Origin of the sequence: Paenibacillus sp. FSL H8-0315 (assembly GCF_038005365.1) — a bacterium.
GTDB lineage: Bacteria > Bacillota > Bacilli > Paenibacillales > Paenibacillaceae > Paenibacillus_AQ > Paenibacillus_AQ odorifer.
Genome location: NZ_JBBOTA010000001.1, coordinates 920,064 through 932,458, shown reverse-complemented (window position 1 = coordinate 932,458; position 12,395 = coordinate 920,064). Strand labels below are relative to the sequence as shown.

At 39.9% G+C, this 12,395-nt stretch carries 13 protein-coding genes; 10 read left to right on the top strand and 3 right to left on the bottom strand.

The window, feature by feature from the left end; genetic code table 11:
- The first annotated feature begins 12 nt into the window (after window positions 1-12).
- The gene (gene rbsB, locus MHB56_RS04010; RefSeq protein WP_076127360.1) at window positions 13-936 is read left to right on the top strand and encodes a ribose ABC transporter substrate-binding protein RbsB; all 924 of its coding nucleotides are present in this window, start codon (window positions 13-15) and stop codon (window positions 934-936) included.
- A 69-nt stretch (window positions 937-1,005) separates the two neighbouring features.
- Here the strand turns inward: rbsB and MHB56_RS04005 are convergent, their stop codons facing one another.
- Complete coding sequence (locus tag MHB56_RS04005; RefSeq protein ID WP_076218177.1) at window positions 1,006-2,871, bottom strand: LTA synthase family protein; 1,866 nt, start codon at window positions 2,869-2,871, stop codon at window positions 1,006-1,008.
- 206 nt (window positions 2,872-3,077) lie between these two features.
- Here MHB56_RS04005 and MHB56_RS04000 point away from each other — a divergent pair, with 206 nt between their 5' ends.
- Both MHB56_RS04000 and MHB56_RS03995 read left to right on the top strand, forming a co-directional pair.
- The gene (locus MHB56_RS04000) at window positions 3,078-3,626 is read left to right on the top strand and encodes an RNA polymerase sigma factor (RefSeq protein ID WP_341143285.1); all 549 of its coding nucleotides are present in this window, start codon (window positions 3,078-3,080) and stop codon (window positions 3,624-3,626) included.
- Window positions 3,616-4,908, top strand: a complete 1,293-nt coding sequence (locus tag MHB56_RS03995) for a DUF4179 domain-containing protein (RefSeq protein ID WP_076190606.1) — start codon at window positions 3,616-3,618, stop codon at window positions 4,906-4,908. The genes MHB56_RS04000 and MHB56_RS03995 overlap by 11 nt, the downstream gene beginning before the upstream one ends.
- A 1,169-nt stretch (window positions 4,909-6,077) precedes the next feature.
- Here MHB56_RS03995 and MHB56_RS03990 read toward each other — a convergent pair.
- Window positions 6,078-6,317 carry a hypothetical protein gene (locus MHB56_RS03990; protein ID WP_076218173.1) on the bottom strand — a complete coding sequence of 80 codons (240 nt, stop codon included), beginning with the start codon at window positions 6,315-6,317 and terminating at the stop codon, window positions 6,078-6,080.
- A gap of 489 nt (window positions 6,318-6,806) precedes the next feature.
- Between MHB56_RS03990 and MHB56_RS03985 the strand changes: the two genes are divergently transcribed.
- From MHB56_RS03985 to MHB56_RS03975, 3 genes are all read left to right on the top strand, one after another.
- Complete coding sequence (locus tag MHB56_RS03985) at window positions 6,807-7,322, top strand: GNAT family N-acetyltransferase (protein ID WP_341143284.1); 516 nt, start codon at window positions 6,807-6,809, stop codon at window positions 7,320-7,322.
- Window positions 7,323-7,370: 48 nt separating this feature from the next.
- A complete protein-coding gene (locus MHB56_RS03980) occupies window positions 7,371-7,859 on the top strand; it encodes an LURP-one-related/scramblase family protein (protein WP_341143283.1) in 489 nt (162 codons plus the stop codon).
- Between the two features lie 258 nt (window positions 7,860-8,117).
- Entirely contained in the window at window positions 8,118-8,543 is a 426-nt protein-coding gene (locus tag MHB56_RS03975; protein WP_340976449.1) for a collagen-like protein, read from the top strand.
- Between the two features lie 202 nt (window positions 8,544-8,745).
- Here the strand turns inward: MHB56_RS03975 and MHB56_RS03970 are convergent, their stop codons facing one another.
- Window positions 8,746-9,645, bottom strand: coding sequence for a LysR family transcriptional regulator (locus MHB56_RS03970; RefSeq protein WP_341143282.1), 900 nt, complete (start codon window positions 9,643-9,645; stop codon window positions 8,746-8,748).
- A 136-nt stretch (window positions 9,646-9,781) separates the two neighbouring features.
- Between MHB56_RS03970 and MHB56_RS03965 the strand changes: the two genes are divergently transcribed.
- The 4 genes from MHB56_RS03965 (at window position 9,782) to MHB56_RS03950 (ending at window position 11,961) form a co-directional block, all read left to right on the top strand.
- The gene (locus tag MHB56_RS03965) at window positions 9,782-10,093 is read left to right on the top strand and encodes an antibiotic biosynthesis monooxygenase family protein (RefSeq protein WP_076127341.1); all 312 of its coding nucleotides are present in this window, start codon (window positions 9,782-9,784) and stop codon (window positions 10,091-10,093) included.
- A 154-nt stretch (window positions 10,094-10,247) separates the two neighbouring features.
- Window positions 10,248-10,733, top strand: coding sequence for a GNAT family N-acetyltransferase (locus MHB56_RS03960; protein WP_339168624.1), 486 nt, complete (start codon window positions 10,248-10,250; stop codon window positions 10,731-10,733).
- Window positions 10,734-10,924: 191 nt separating this feature from the next.
- Window positions 10,925-11,365, top strand: a complete 441-nt coding sequence (gene fabZ, locus MHB56_RS03955) for a 3-hydroxyacyl-ACP dehydratase FabZ (protein ID WP_076127337.1) — start codon at window positions 10,925-10,927, stop codon at window positions 11,363-11,365.
- A complete protein-coding gene (locus MHB56_RS03950; RefSeq protein ID WP_076278720.1) occupies window positions 11,362-11,961 on the top strand; it encodes a chorismate mutase in 600 nt (199 codons plus the stop codon). Before fabZ ends, MHB56_RS03950 begins: the two co-directional genes overlap by 4 nt.
- The last annotated feature ends 434 nt before the right edge of the window (window positions 11,962-12,395 follow it).

The window sequence follows — 12,395 nt, the reverse complement described above, 5'->3', positions numbered from 1 at the left end:
GGGGATTCCAACATGAAAAAGTTAACTTTGATTCTTACTTCCTTACTATTAATTCTCATGACAGGTTGTTCCTTGGAGCCTCCAGAGTGGGCTAAGCCTAGCAGTGGTGGAAGCATGGAGAACATGAAGATTGGATTATCTATATCTACATTGAATAACCCCTTCTTTGTATCCGTTAAAGATGGTGTTTTGGCTGAGGCTAAGAAGCAAGGCTTGGAAGTCCTTGTCATTGATGCCCAAAATGATTCTGCTAAACAAAGTAATGACGTCGAAGATTTGATGCAAAAAGGTGTGAATGCGTTATTGATCAATCCAGTGGATTCATCAGCGATCTCGACGGTAGTGCAAACAGCTAACAGTTTAAATATTCCCGTCGTTACGTTGGACCGTTCCGCAGATCAAGGGGATATCAAAGCTCTTGTTGCCTCTGACAATGTAAAGGGTGGCTCTATGGCAGCAGAATATATTGTAGAGCAGCTTGGGAAAGGTGCAAAGGTCATCGAGTTAGAAGGATCCCCAGGAGCGTCAGCGACTCGGGAACGCGGTAAGGGATTCCATGAGATTGCGGACAGCCAGCTAGAGGTCATTGCTAAGCAAACGGCTGATTTCGACCGTACGAAAGGGCTGACCGTTATGGAGAACCTTCTACAAGGAAATCCTGGCGTACAAGCAGTTTTCGCTCATAATGATGAAATGGCGCTAGGTGCTATTGAAGCCATTCAAAGTTCAGGCAAGAATATCCCTGTGATTGGTTTTGATGGAAATGAAGATGCACTTAAATCCATCGAAGCTGGTAAATTAACAGGAACCGTTGCGCAGCAGCCTGAATTAATTGGCCAACTAGCCATTCAAGCCGCTAAGGATGTATTAGAAGGCAAAACCGTAGAGAAGCTGATTGCGGCACCGCTTAAACTAGTTGTTAAAGAGTCAAAATAATAACCATAATAGAAAAAGACTGCGCTCACCGATTTGGTGTGCACAGTCTTTTTTGCTATACATTGCAGCTTATTCTTCAATAACTCTATCCGGTAGCTGTGTAACATAACTGTCTGACAAATGGAGTAGCTGTAAGGCACGCTCGAATTCGTCTTCTGTGGATTGCAGAGGTTGGTTGCCGTTACCAGATAAAGTATAATGCTGGCCATCCTCGAAGCCACTGCCGGATAAGAAGAGCTCTTCGTTATTTACGAAAGATCCTGTAGGCAAGTAATACCGTTGTGGTAGTAAGTTATAAGTTGATTGATTCAAGAGATCTTGTCCGAAATGAATATGATCTGCAAGAGAGACACCCAATAAATTAGATACGGTAGGTAAAATATCTACTTGCCCGCCTAGCTGTTCTTTTACACTAGGAGTTGTAATCCCTGTCGCTGACATGATCAAGGGAATATTAATCAATTCACGTTCCGAATATTCATGGCCGAGAATCTCTTCCAGTAGGAGATGATCATCCTCTTTTAAAGAGAAGATAGGCAGTCCACGATGATCCCCGTACAATACGATCAAGCTGTTATCCCACACACCGTTTTGTTTGAGCTCATCGATAAAAAGTCCCAGCGCATAATCAGCATAATTCTGAGCCCGAATATAATCGCCAACAAGCGTTCCTTCGAATCGCTCTGGAAGTGTCATTTTGTATTTATCCTCTGGGATGGAGAACGGATTATGAGATGACATCGAAATTACATGGGAGTAAAAGGGTTGCTCATTCTGATCCATTCTTGCCAGCTCTGCAGCTGTTTTTTCATACAAAACTTCATCAGAAGCGCCATAGAATACAGTGTCTTCTTCCCCGAAGTAAGTTTTATCATAATAACGATTGAATCCCAAAGCACTATAAAGCTCACCACGGTTCCAAAAGTCGACTTCGTTCGTATGGAATGTTGCCGTATCGTAACCTTGTGCTTGCAACAGCTTGGGTAAGCTTGGTAGCTCTTTAGGAGCGTACATTTGGGTAGCTGGACCATCAGGGGGTACATAAAAAGAAGTGTTCACAATAAACTCTGCATCTGAAGTGTTGCCTTGTCCAACCTGCTGGTAGAAACGCGGGAAGTAGAAGCTGCTGGCGGCAAGCTTGTTCATATTTGGTGTGATTTCTTGTCCATCAATCTTTAGATTGATTAAGAAGTTCTGGAAAGACTCCATTTGCAGAATGATTAGATTTTTTCCTTTGGCGGCTCCAAATAAAACCGGATTAGAGCTAGCTTGAATTCCTTTAGTTTTATCAATAGTGGATTGTGTAATCTCAGAAACGTCAATTTGTTCTTCCTCTTGATCAGCTAGCAGAGAGTAGGCTTCATAATTAAGAATGCCCATTTGTTCCGCTTTAATCGTTTCGTTCATACTGGCACGGTTTGGAAAAATATTCATTGCACAAATGATGATGGAAATACAGAACAGGACTGCCACCGCTTTACGGTTACTTTTGCGCGACATGGCTTTTTTCCAATCCAGCGCTTTCTGTTTTCTAAACATAACCAAGCTGATGACAATGATATCCACAAAGATAAGCATATATTGAGGACGAAGGACCGAAAATATACTTTTCTTTACGGCTCCCACTTGTTTGACCTGATCTAATACTTGCGAAGTAGCAATGATGCCAAAATGATTATGATATACAATTAATGAGAAAAATAGAGTAGTAATCAATACATTGACAAGCATGTAAATTGCAATTTTTCGTTTCGTAGCGAACCATTCAATCAAGCAAAAGACTAGAAGTACAAAAGGGATTTCTTTAAGCCAAGTGGTCCAAGTAGGGCCATCTTCAAATAGAAAATACCAGGCAAAATAGCTTTTCACAAGCATAATGAGAGAGAAGAATAGCAGGGATCTTTTACTAAGTGTACGAGGTTCTTTAAACGGCATTGCTTATGCCCATCCTTTTCTTTTTAGATTAGTTCATTCTATTACATTGAAGCGTTTAAAATCAACTAGATTTGGGTATGTCTGAGTGAAATTTTCCTGAATATTACAGTTTAGGTGGATTGAATAGTTCACGATATATAAAAAAAATTTATGAAGATGAACTTTTTACAGTGCTCCTGACTCATATAGGGGAGAGAGGTGAAGGCATGGATGTTGTTCGATTGGTGAAAAAAGCTAAAAAGGGAAATAAAGAAGTTTTGCTGCAATTAATCATGTATGAAAAGGATGTTTTTTATAGGCTTGCGTACAGCTATATGGGAAATGCGCATGAGGCTATGGATGCCATGGAGGAAATGATAGTTACGTTATACGAGAAGATTGACCAACTTAAGAAAGAGGAGTCTTTTTACAGCTGGAGTAAGACGATTTTGGTAAACGGCTGTAAAAGGCAACTTCATAAGCGAAGCAAGCTGGTGTTATTAGAGGACTGGAGCATCACTGACGAGAAGGAAAAAGCTGATGTTGCATCAGGCGATCCTTATCATAAAAGTGAACAGCAAATGGATATGCAGGCGTTATTGTTACATGTGAATGAGCAGCAAAGAGAAGCAATTCAATTGAAATATTTTCATGATCTCGATTATCAAACGATAGCTGAGATCACACAGGTCTCGATCGGAACTGTTAAATCAAGGATCTACAATGGATTACAAACGCTGAAAAATCATTACAGAGGTGATGTTGATGAACAATAACGTCGAACAACGATTAGTGGATGAGAAGAGGAACTTAGAGTCCATAACTGCACCTGAGGGTTTAGAAATGAGATTAAGAAATGCTTTAGACTCGGCACCTCCAAAAAGAATAAAAAGAAAAAGCTCGCCCCTCTGGAAGATTGCAGCCGTCATTATATTAGTGATAGTAGTTTCTGGAAACAGCTATAATGCCTTCGCTTATTATGGAAAAAAGTTATTTGGTTTTGATGAGGTGTTAGAGGGAACTTTACAACAACTCAATGAACAAGGAATGGGACAAAGCATAGACAAAAAGACGACGTTAGCAGATGGAACAGAACTTACGATTAACGGAATTATGGCAGATGCCAATCAATTTATTGTATATTACACGTTAAACAATCCTAAGGGACTAGAGGAGACGGGAGATCATTTTAGTCCTTCAAAAATAGAAGGGTTTCTCACGAATTCCAACATAAGAAGTGGCGTATCTTTAATCAACGACGAACATACAGAAATAAAAGGCACGATGACATTTGATAGCGTAAGCCCATTCTCGAAAAAACTGACACTTCATTACTGGGGACCTCCACAGAAAGGGCAGATGAGTGAAGGGAGCATAACGTTTTCTTATAATCCAAATCAAGCGATGGTGACTCAGATCAAACAGTCGATTAATAAAAAGGTCAAAGCCGACAAAGGATCAATTACCTTCAAGTCGATCACGGCCACACCCACCATGACTGTGATTAAAGGGAGTATGAATGTCGAGAATTTCGATCGAATAAGATTAGGGTTAGAAGGCATTCAATTAATTGCCAATGGAAAGCCTGTAGAAATATTAGGTAGTAGCAATAAAACCTCGCTGGGTGGGAGATCATTTGATATTCGTTATGACACCTTGCCAAAAGAACTGCATTCATTGCAGCTGGTTGTTAAAGAGTTTGTTGGATATCAGAAACTGGAAGAAAAGTATCCTCTAAATGCTGATAGTAATGAGCCGATTCTACTGGGGGATAAAGAATTATGGATTAAGGATGTGACCAAGACCGCTCAAGGGATTGAAGTAACTATTGCTACAGATGAGGATGTAATGCTGGATGGTGTGTCTATAGAAAATGCTAACGAAAACACGGCTTTAAAAACAACAATTAATCAAAAAGAGTCAAAACAAACAAACGGTAAACTCATGAAGGAACGCACCTTATTATTTGATACACAAACGAAACCTGAAAGTATTCTGATAGAAGGAATACATTATATGAAGGAATATAACAAGGTCATTGAGATTCCTGTGGATTAAAAAGAAGTGCCATATCCATAATTTATGAAATATAGTAAGCTATAATAGTCTGAGAAAGTGAGGGGGTTATGGAAAATATAGGAGCTTATAAGGTGAGTCGTCCGTCGCTAATGTCGCTTCTGTTTTCTATGATTTTTTCAAGTGGCATACTATTGTTAAATACCAGAAATAATACGGAGTTTAAAGTATTACTTTATTTTGGTTATATATGGTCGACCTTCTGTCTGATTGTTGTAATCATATTGCTCTATAGGATCATTACGATTAGAAAGTTCATTGAGGTTCGGATTCTTCCGGACTCTATAATAGTAGAAAACAAAGAAATTCAAGCGAATCAAATTGATAATATTTATGTAAAGGGCTATTTCATACCCGTAATAGGCATTAAACCTGTAGATCACAGATTTCCTCCCTATAGATTATGTTTTAGTTTTCTTGACGAAGAATACAAGGGAATGAAAGAACTAACCGCATGGGCCGAAAGTAATCAGATTAAACTATCTAAAAAAAGATTTATGAGATGGCTTTAACCGGGCTCTTACCAGTCCACCATACCGCGCTATATGCGCACAGCGGAGAGGATGGGTGTCCTAAAAGCCGAAAATGGCTGCTGGGGCACCTCATTTTTTTTGCTCCATCATCGTCCCCCAAACGTCGCTCGTTTCCTCCATCCGCGAATCCTGAAACTTCGTTTGCTTCCTCCATCATCAAGAACCCTCTACTTTTGTCACCTCCGCTATCCCCCCAAAAAAACTACACTTTCTTCGATCACATTTGCACACCCGTAAGCATCTATCGGACTCAGATGACCCTTAGACGCGTCATATCCCACTTTTGGAATTCTAACGGACCGCATAGTCGCTATTGGCCTGAAAAACACCCCGAAAGCAGCCTTTTCAGGGGAATAACTGCACTGAAGTCCGAAACCTTGCTCCAAAGCCGAAATATTCGCAAATAACGTCATCTGGGTCCGAAAGTAACCATCTTCCATCATCGAATTCCCAAACCTCGTTCGCTTCCTCTATCCACGAATCCTCATGCTTCGTTTTCTACTGCTATCACTGATTTCCAAATCCCGCTGACATTCTCCATCGTAGACCCGCAAATCTCGCCGATCTATTCTCCATCACCGATTTCTCAAAGTTGGCTCACTTCCACTATCATCACCTTTAAGCCACGCTTTCTTGGATCAAATTTGCGCGCCCGGAAGCATCTAACGGACTCAGATGACCCTTAGACGCGCCATATCCCACTTTTGGAACCCTAACGGACCGCATAGCCGTTATTGGCCTGAAAAACACCCCAAAAGAAGCCTTTTCGAGGGAATAGCTGCACTGGGGTCCGAAACCTTGCTCCAAAGCCGAAATCTTCGCAAATAACGTCATCTGGGTCCGAAAAGTAACCGTCATCCATCATCAAACTCCCAAGCCACACTTTCTTCGACCACGTTTGCGCGCCCGGTAGCATCTAACGGACTCAGATGACCCTTAGACGCGTCATATCTCACTTTTGGAATCCTAACGGACCGCATAGCCGTTATTGGTCTAAAAAAAACCCCGAAAGCAGCCTTTTCGAGGTAATAGCTGCACTGGGGTCCGAAACTTTGCTCCAAAGCCGAAATATTCACAAATAACGTCATCTGGGTCCGAAAGTAACCGCCATCCATCATCGAATCCCCAAAACCTCGTTCGCTTCCCCTTTTGGAGTTCTGACTGCCGCATAGAGACTGATTACGCCAATACGCGAATAGGTAGAATGAATGGTAAATCCTTAGTTTTTTGTTGCAAATACAACAATTATGGTATACTATTTTCCTGTCACATCTGCATAACACCATATAATTAGAGCTCAAAATAAGAGTTTATTTGTAAATTGATATTTTAAAAGGAGAAAACGATATGGCTATCAATATAAAAAAGTGCACGTTCGAAGATCTAGGTTCACTTCAAGGAATTAGTGTTGAAACATTTAATGAGACATTTAGTAATCAAAATTCACCTGAAAATATGAAGGCCTACCTGGATAGAGCATTTAACTTAAAACAATTAGAAAAAGAATTGTCGGATAGCTCATCAGAATTCTATTTTATTTATTTTAATGAAGAAATCGCTGGGTATTTAAAGGTAAACACCGAGGATGCTCAATCTGAAGTAATGGGTAATGATTCACTTGAAGTCGAGAGGATCTATATTAGAAAAAAATTTCATAAACAGGGGCTTGGGAAATATCTAATAAATAAAGCTATAGAAATAGCGGTACAATGTAATAAAGAGAAGATTTGGTTAGGGGTTTGGGAAAAAAATAAAAACGCTATTAGCTTTTATGAAAAAATGAGGTTTGTTCATACAGGAACTCATTCTTTTTATATGGGTGAAGAAGAACAAATAGATTTTATTATGACAAAACAACTATAACATTTGTCTAAAATGATGTTAACTAAGAGGAACGATAGGAGGCTTAGAATGAAGCAACTTTATATAAAACAAAAGGTATTCAGTCTAAGTGGTAAATTCACGGTAAAGAATCAGCAGGAGCAAGATGTCTATTACGTAGAGGGCAGTTTTATGCAAATTCCCAAGACATTCTCCATCATGAATACAACAAGAGATGAAGTCGCACTTATTACGAAAAAAGTGTTCAGTTTTTTACCAAAGTTTTTTGTAGAAGTAGATGGTCGAGAGGTATTGACGATTAAGAAGGAGTTTTCTTTCTTTAAAGCACGTTATACGATTGATGCGGCTGACATTGAGGTACATGGTAATTGGTGGGACATGGATTTTCAGGTTTTACAGCATGGTGTAGTCATCGGTAAAGTGGACAAGGAATGGTTCACTTGGGGGGATAGCTATAAGGTTCAAATATTGAAGGATGAGATGGAGACGCTCATGATTGCATTCGTTGTCGCTATTGATTGTGTGAAGGCTGACCAGGCATCTACATCACATCAGTGAAGATTCCATATTAAAGTTAAGAACTTAGTAAAGTGATGTGGACGGAATAAATTCTGCAGGTAAAGCTGAGTGTAATTGGTCAGTTTATCTATGATGCGCTGAACGTACCATAAGTAGAGGCAAGTTAGGTTTCCGATAGTGCCTATGTTAGATCTTATTGTTGATTTTCATTTTTTGAAAAAACGCCTATTGCGCCCAAACGCTCTCTCCGCGAATGCATATGATGATTATGCCTACTCATGAAAGGAGCGATCACATATGGGATTTTTTCCAACACCGGGTGCCGGCGGGGGATTTCCAGGATTCCCAGGCGGACCTGGCGGACCTGGCGGACCTGGCATGCCGGGAGGACCAGGAGGACCAGGAGGACCAGGGGGACCAGGGTTTCCGGGTGGAACCCCCGGACAATTTCCGGGGGGTGCACCGGGAGGCGTTCAAGCGCCGACGGCTCCTCCACCGCAATTCGTGCCACAAATGTCGTCTACCACATTTGCCATTGATCCCGGCGGGATCAGACGCTGCCTGTTCCGCAACACATACATTTGGCTGAACAACGGCGAGCAATTCTGGTTCTTTCCGGTATTCGTCGGACGTAATTCTATTGCAGGGTTCAGATGGAATGGTTTTTTCTGGTCGTACTTCGGCATTGATTTGAATCGGATTAGCTCGTTCACGTGCTTCTAAGGCAGACAGCGATAGAGAACAGCCAGCAGGCTGTTCTCTATGTTGTGCAAATTATCGTGTCCCGGGAGTTGTGAATTTCTCAAAAGATACATAGTGAAGAATCGTTTCCCCTGACGCTAACGTTAATGCTGGATCAAAAAAGGGACTACTCTGCGAAGGATAGCCTTAAAGCTTGCCGTTACAGACAGCGCGTTGAGCCATCTCATAAATCACGGTAATGCGGAGGGATGGGCACGTTGGTGATCCATTGTGTTATGAATTCAATTAGTTTTTTTGCCGCTGGAGAGGCATTTTTAATGGAGGCAGCTGCAATACCAATAGAACGACAATACTCGCCTTCCAATGGGCGATAACATACATTGTCGGGGAGATGTGACAAAATCATTTCGGGGAGAATACTTAATCCTAAACCATTTTGTACCATGGCGATTATGGCATGATCATCTTCTAATTCATATTTGATCGTGGGTGTGAGTTTATTTTGCGAGAAAATTCGCTTTACATCGGTGTCACAACCCGCAATGGGCATGATAAAAGGTTCATCAATCAATTGCTCAAGGCGGATGGTTGATTGGCGTTCGAGAGGGTGATTTTGCCACATAATGCAGACCATCCTATCTTTTTGAAGAGGGACCACATGAAAAGCATCTCGAGTAGGCAGATTAACAAATCCCAAGTCAGCGGTTCCATCGGCAATCCATTCTTCTATTTCAGAGTAGTTACCATCAAGTAGTTTTATTTCAATATGTGGAAACTGATTTTGAAATTGTTTAATGATTTGAGGCATCCATTGGATCGATACACTAGAGAAAGTACCTATTTTCACAGTTCCGATTTCGACACCCTTTAATGCAGCTACTTCTTGATTGAGTTTTTCATTAAGGTGGAGGATTTCTCTGATATGTGGGATTAAACGTTCGCCATCGTTGGTTAACCGGATACCCGATCTGTTTCTTATGAGAAGACACAGTCCGAATTCAGCTTCTAAGCTAGAAAGCGCATGACTGATGGCTGATTGTGTTAAATTTAATATCTCTCCTGTTTTGGTAATGCTGCCGATCTCAACTACCTTACTGAAAATTTGATATTTTAAAAGATTCATAATGATTTCTCTCCTCAATAATGTATGAAAAAAATTCATTAAACTAACGATTAATATTCATTATTTTTATCTTAATTATAATAGTATAATCTGTTTTATATAAAAACATCTAGGATTAAAGGGGAGTTTGAGCGGAATGGTTCATGAATCAAACGGATCTTATTATGCAGTCATATTTTCAAGTCAACGTACGGAGGGGGATAACGGGTATAACCTTATGGCTGAAAAAATGGAGCAGCTTGCGTCCGGGCAACCTGGGTTTTTAGGAGTGGAAAGTGTCAGGGATTCTTCAGGAGCAGGTATTACGATTTCTTATTGGGAGAGCTTGGACGCGATTAGGAACTGGAAACAGCATCAATCTCACAAAGTTGCTCAGGAGAAAGGTAAGAAAGAATGGTACCAAAATTACAAAGTGAAAATTTGTAAAGTTGAAAGAGAGTATTCTTGAGTGGTAAAATATTACTGCAAAGTAATTGGGAATCAATCCATTGAAGCGTACAACAACAATCATTTTATTTCAAAAGGATGCGAAGAAACTTATCCGAGAAAATAGAAGAGTCCGTTAATAATTAGATAAAATATAGATATGGGATGGTTTTTAGATGAACTATCAAATTAAAAGGGCGACCCTTGAAGAAAAAGAAATCCTCAACAACCTAATGCAATTTTATATGTATGATTTCTCCGAGTATATGGATTTACACCTTGAAGAAAACGGAAAATTTAATGATTATCCTCTCAATGATTACTGGACAGAGGACTCGAATTTCCCATATCTGTTAACTCTGAATGGGAAAAATGCTGGATTCGTTTTAGTCAAATTAAAAAATAGAGATGATGATTTATACTTTTCCATTGCAGAATTTTTTATTATAAAAAAGTATCGGAGAGTAGGATTAGGTAGACTAGTTGCAAAAGATATTTTTAATATACATAAGGGGCAATGGGAAGTTTACCAAATAGATAATAACGAGCCCGCACAACGCTTTTGGAAAAAGGTGATAGAGGAATACACTGGCGGAAAATTCACTGAACGAATTGAAGCAGGGAGAAAGACACAGGTGTTTGTTAATCGAGTTGAATCTTAAGCTAGGGTACAATAGATCAATAAAAAGCGGCAGTCGTGGACTTTATTTTCTAGTCCAGGGTTGCCGTTGTTTTTTTAGGATCACCAGAAGTGATGTTATAGGCCAGTTGTCCGGGTATTTTTGAGTAGTACAAAATCACTTTTAATGTTAAAATTACCCAAAAAGTATTTTAGGAGGCTAAGACGGGAATTATGCTAAATATACAGCAGATTGTAGAACTTATTCCTCATCGGTATCCGTTTATTTTAGTGGACAGAATTATAGAGCTGGAGGAGAACAAAAGAGCAGTAGGTATTAAAAATGTATCCATTAATGAACCGTTTTTTAGCGGCCATTTTCCTGAGCATCCTGTTATGCCGGGTGTTTTAATTGTGGAGGCATTAGCCCAGGTAGGCGGAATCACAATGTGCAAAAACGAGAAGCTGATGGGCAAGATAGGGTTATTAGTTGGCATTGATAATGCCCGTTTTAAGCGCCAAGTAACGCCTGGGGATCAGCTTCTTCTCGAATTCGAAGTCAATCGGATGAAAGGTGAAATTGTAAAAGGCAAAGGCACCGCAACAGTAAATAGTGAGCTTGTATGTGAAGCTGAGATTTCTTTTGCATTTGTGCAAAAAGGAGGTTCAAAATGAAAAGGATGCCGTTTGTACGACCAACCGAACATTACGATCTGCAAATTAAGGATATTGACGAGCAAATATGTGCATTGATCAAGCAACGAAAGGAAATCTCGAATAATAATCCAGGATTCCCACCGTTTGAATCTATCTCTAAATGGGCAGAAAATTATGAGCTCTATGAGGATTTTTTGAAAGCGGTATTTGGGACGTTGCTAAGTGAAGATCATTTTAAACCGATGGTTGAGCCAATTGATTTTAGAAAACATATTGCAGTTCTTAAATCAATTGAGAAAGATGGATTTTTTTATACACTGACCTCTATACGCCAATATAGTAATGCTAGTGTGGTCACCCTTAATATAGATTGGGACATGACAACTGAGCTTCCAACAAATTCTCATAACCATAGCTTTTTCGAGCTGTTTATAGGAGAAGAATATGATAGTCGAATGATGAATGGCGGAAGTTCAACCGGACAAGCTTCTTATAATTACGTAATTTCTCCACCGCTTTCTGACGATCCTTCAGGTGTTATATTAGAGTTCAGGGAACATGGTAAACCCTTCAAGAACAATGAGACAGGAAATCAAATTGTTTTTAGGCTGTAGTACTTATTTCTTCTCCGGAAAATATTGCTTATAGCTGTCTCCATTGCTATTATCAAAAGTGGAGATCCGAGAGAAGTTAAATTAGGCGCCGCTCCATATCACAGTTAATGGATTTTTAGTGAAATAAAAACCGGCCATCCTGAGGGGATGGCTGTTTTCTGTGTAAGACAACTTAATGATTCATTTCCGAATGCGTTCCTTCCTCAGGAGATTTGCCTTCTGGTGGGATCCAAACGGGACGAATCGCAAAGGATAAAAACAAAAGTAATGTTAATATAGAGGCTACGATTAAACCGAGTTTTCTAATCCTCGTAGGTGAAACTAATGCTATAACAAAAATGACAAGGACAAACCCAACCGACGTTACAATTTCGATTACGGTTATGGGATGTAAAGGTGGCAGCTCTAGATTTATGAGCCCTTAAAAACTACGA

Coding starts and splice junctions, on each gene's coding strand:
- rbsB (WP_076127360.1), top strand. CDS start 13: ATGAAAAAGTTAACTTTGATTCTTACTTCCTTACTATTAATTCTCATG.
- MHB56_RS03985 (WP_341143284.1), top strand. CDS start 6,807: ATGGCTATCAATATAAAAAAGTGCACGTTCGAAGATCTAGGTTCACTT.
- MHB56_RS03990 (WP_076218173.1), bottom strand. CDS start 6,317: ATGACGGTTACTTTTCGGACCCAGATGACGTTATTTGCGAAGATTTCG.
- MHB56_RS03950 (WP_076278720.1), top strand. CDS start 11,362: ATGAAAAGGATGCCGTTTGTACGACCAACCGAACATTACGATCTGCAA.
- MHB56_RS03965 (WP_076127341.1), top strand. CDS start 9,782: ATGGTTCATGAATCAAACGGATCTTATTATGCAGTCATATTTTCAAGT.
- fabZ (WP_076127337.1), top strand. CDS start 10,925: ATGCTAAATATACAGCAGATTGTAGAACTTATTCCTCATCGGTATCCG.
- MHB56_RS03995 (WP_076190606.1), top strand. CDS start 3,616: ATGAACAATAACGTCGAACAACGATTAGTGGATGAGAAGAGGAACTTA.
- MHB56_RS04000 (WP_341143285.1), top strand. CDS start 3,078: ATGGATGTTGTTCGATTGGTGAAAAAAGCTAAAAAGGGAAATAAAGAA.
- MHB56_RS03980 (WP_341143283.1), top strand. CDS start 7,371: ATGAAGCAACTTTATATAAAACAAAAGGTATTCAGTCTAAGTGGTAAA.
- MHB56_RS03970 (WP_341143282.1), bottom strand. CDS start 9,645: ATGAATCTTTTAAAATATCAAATTTTCAGTAAGGTAGTTGAGATCGGC.
- MHB56_RS03960 (WP_339168624.1), top strand. CDS start 10,248: ATGAACTATCAAATTAAAAGGGCGACCCTTGAAGAAAAAGAAATCCTC.
- MHB56_RS03975 (WP_340976449.1), top strand. CDS start 8,118: ATGGGATTTTTTCCAACACCGGGTGCCGGCGGGGGATTTCCAGGATTC.
- MHB56_RS04005 (WP_076218177.1), bottom strand. CDS start 2,871: ATGCCGTTTAAAGAACCTCGTACACTTAGTAAAAGATCCCTGCTATTC.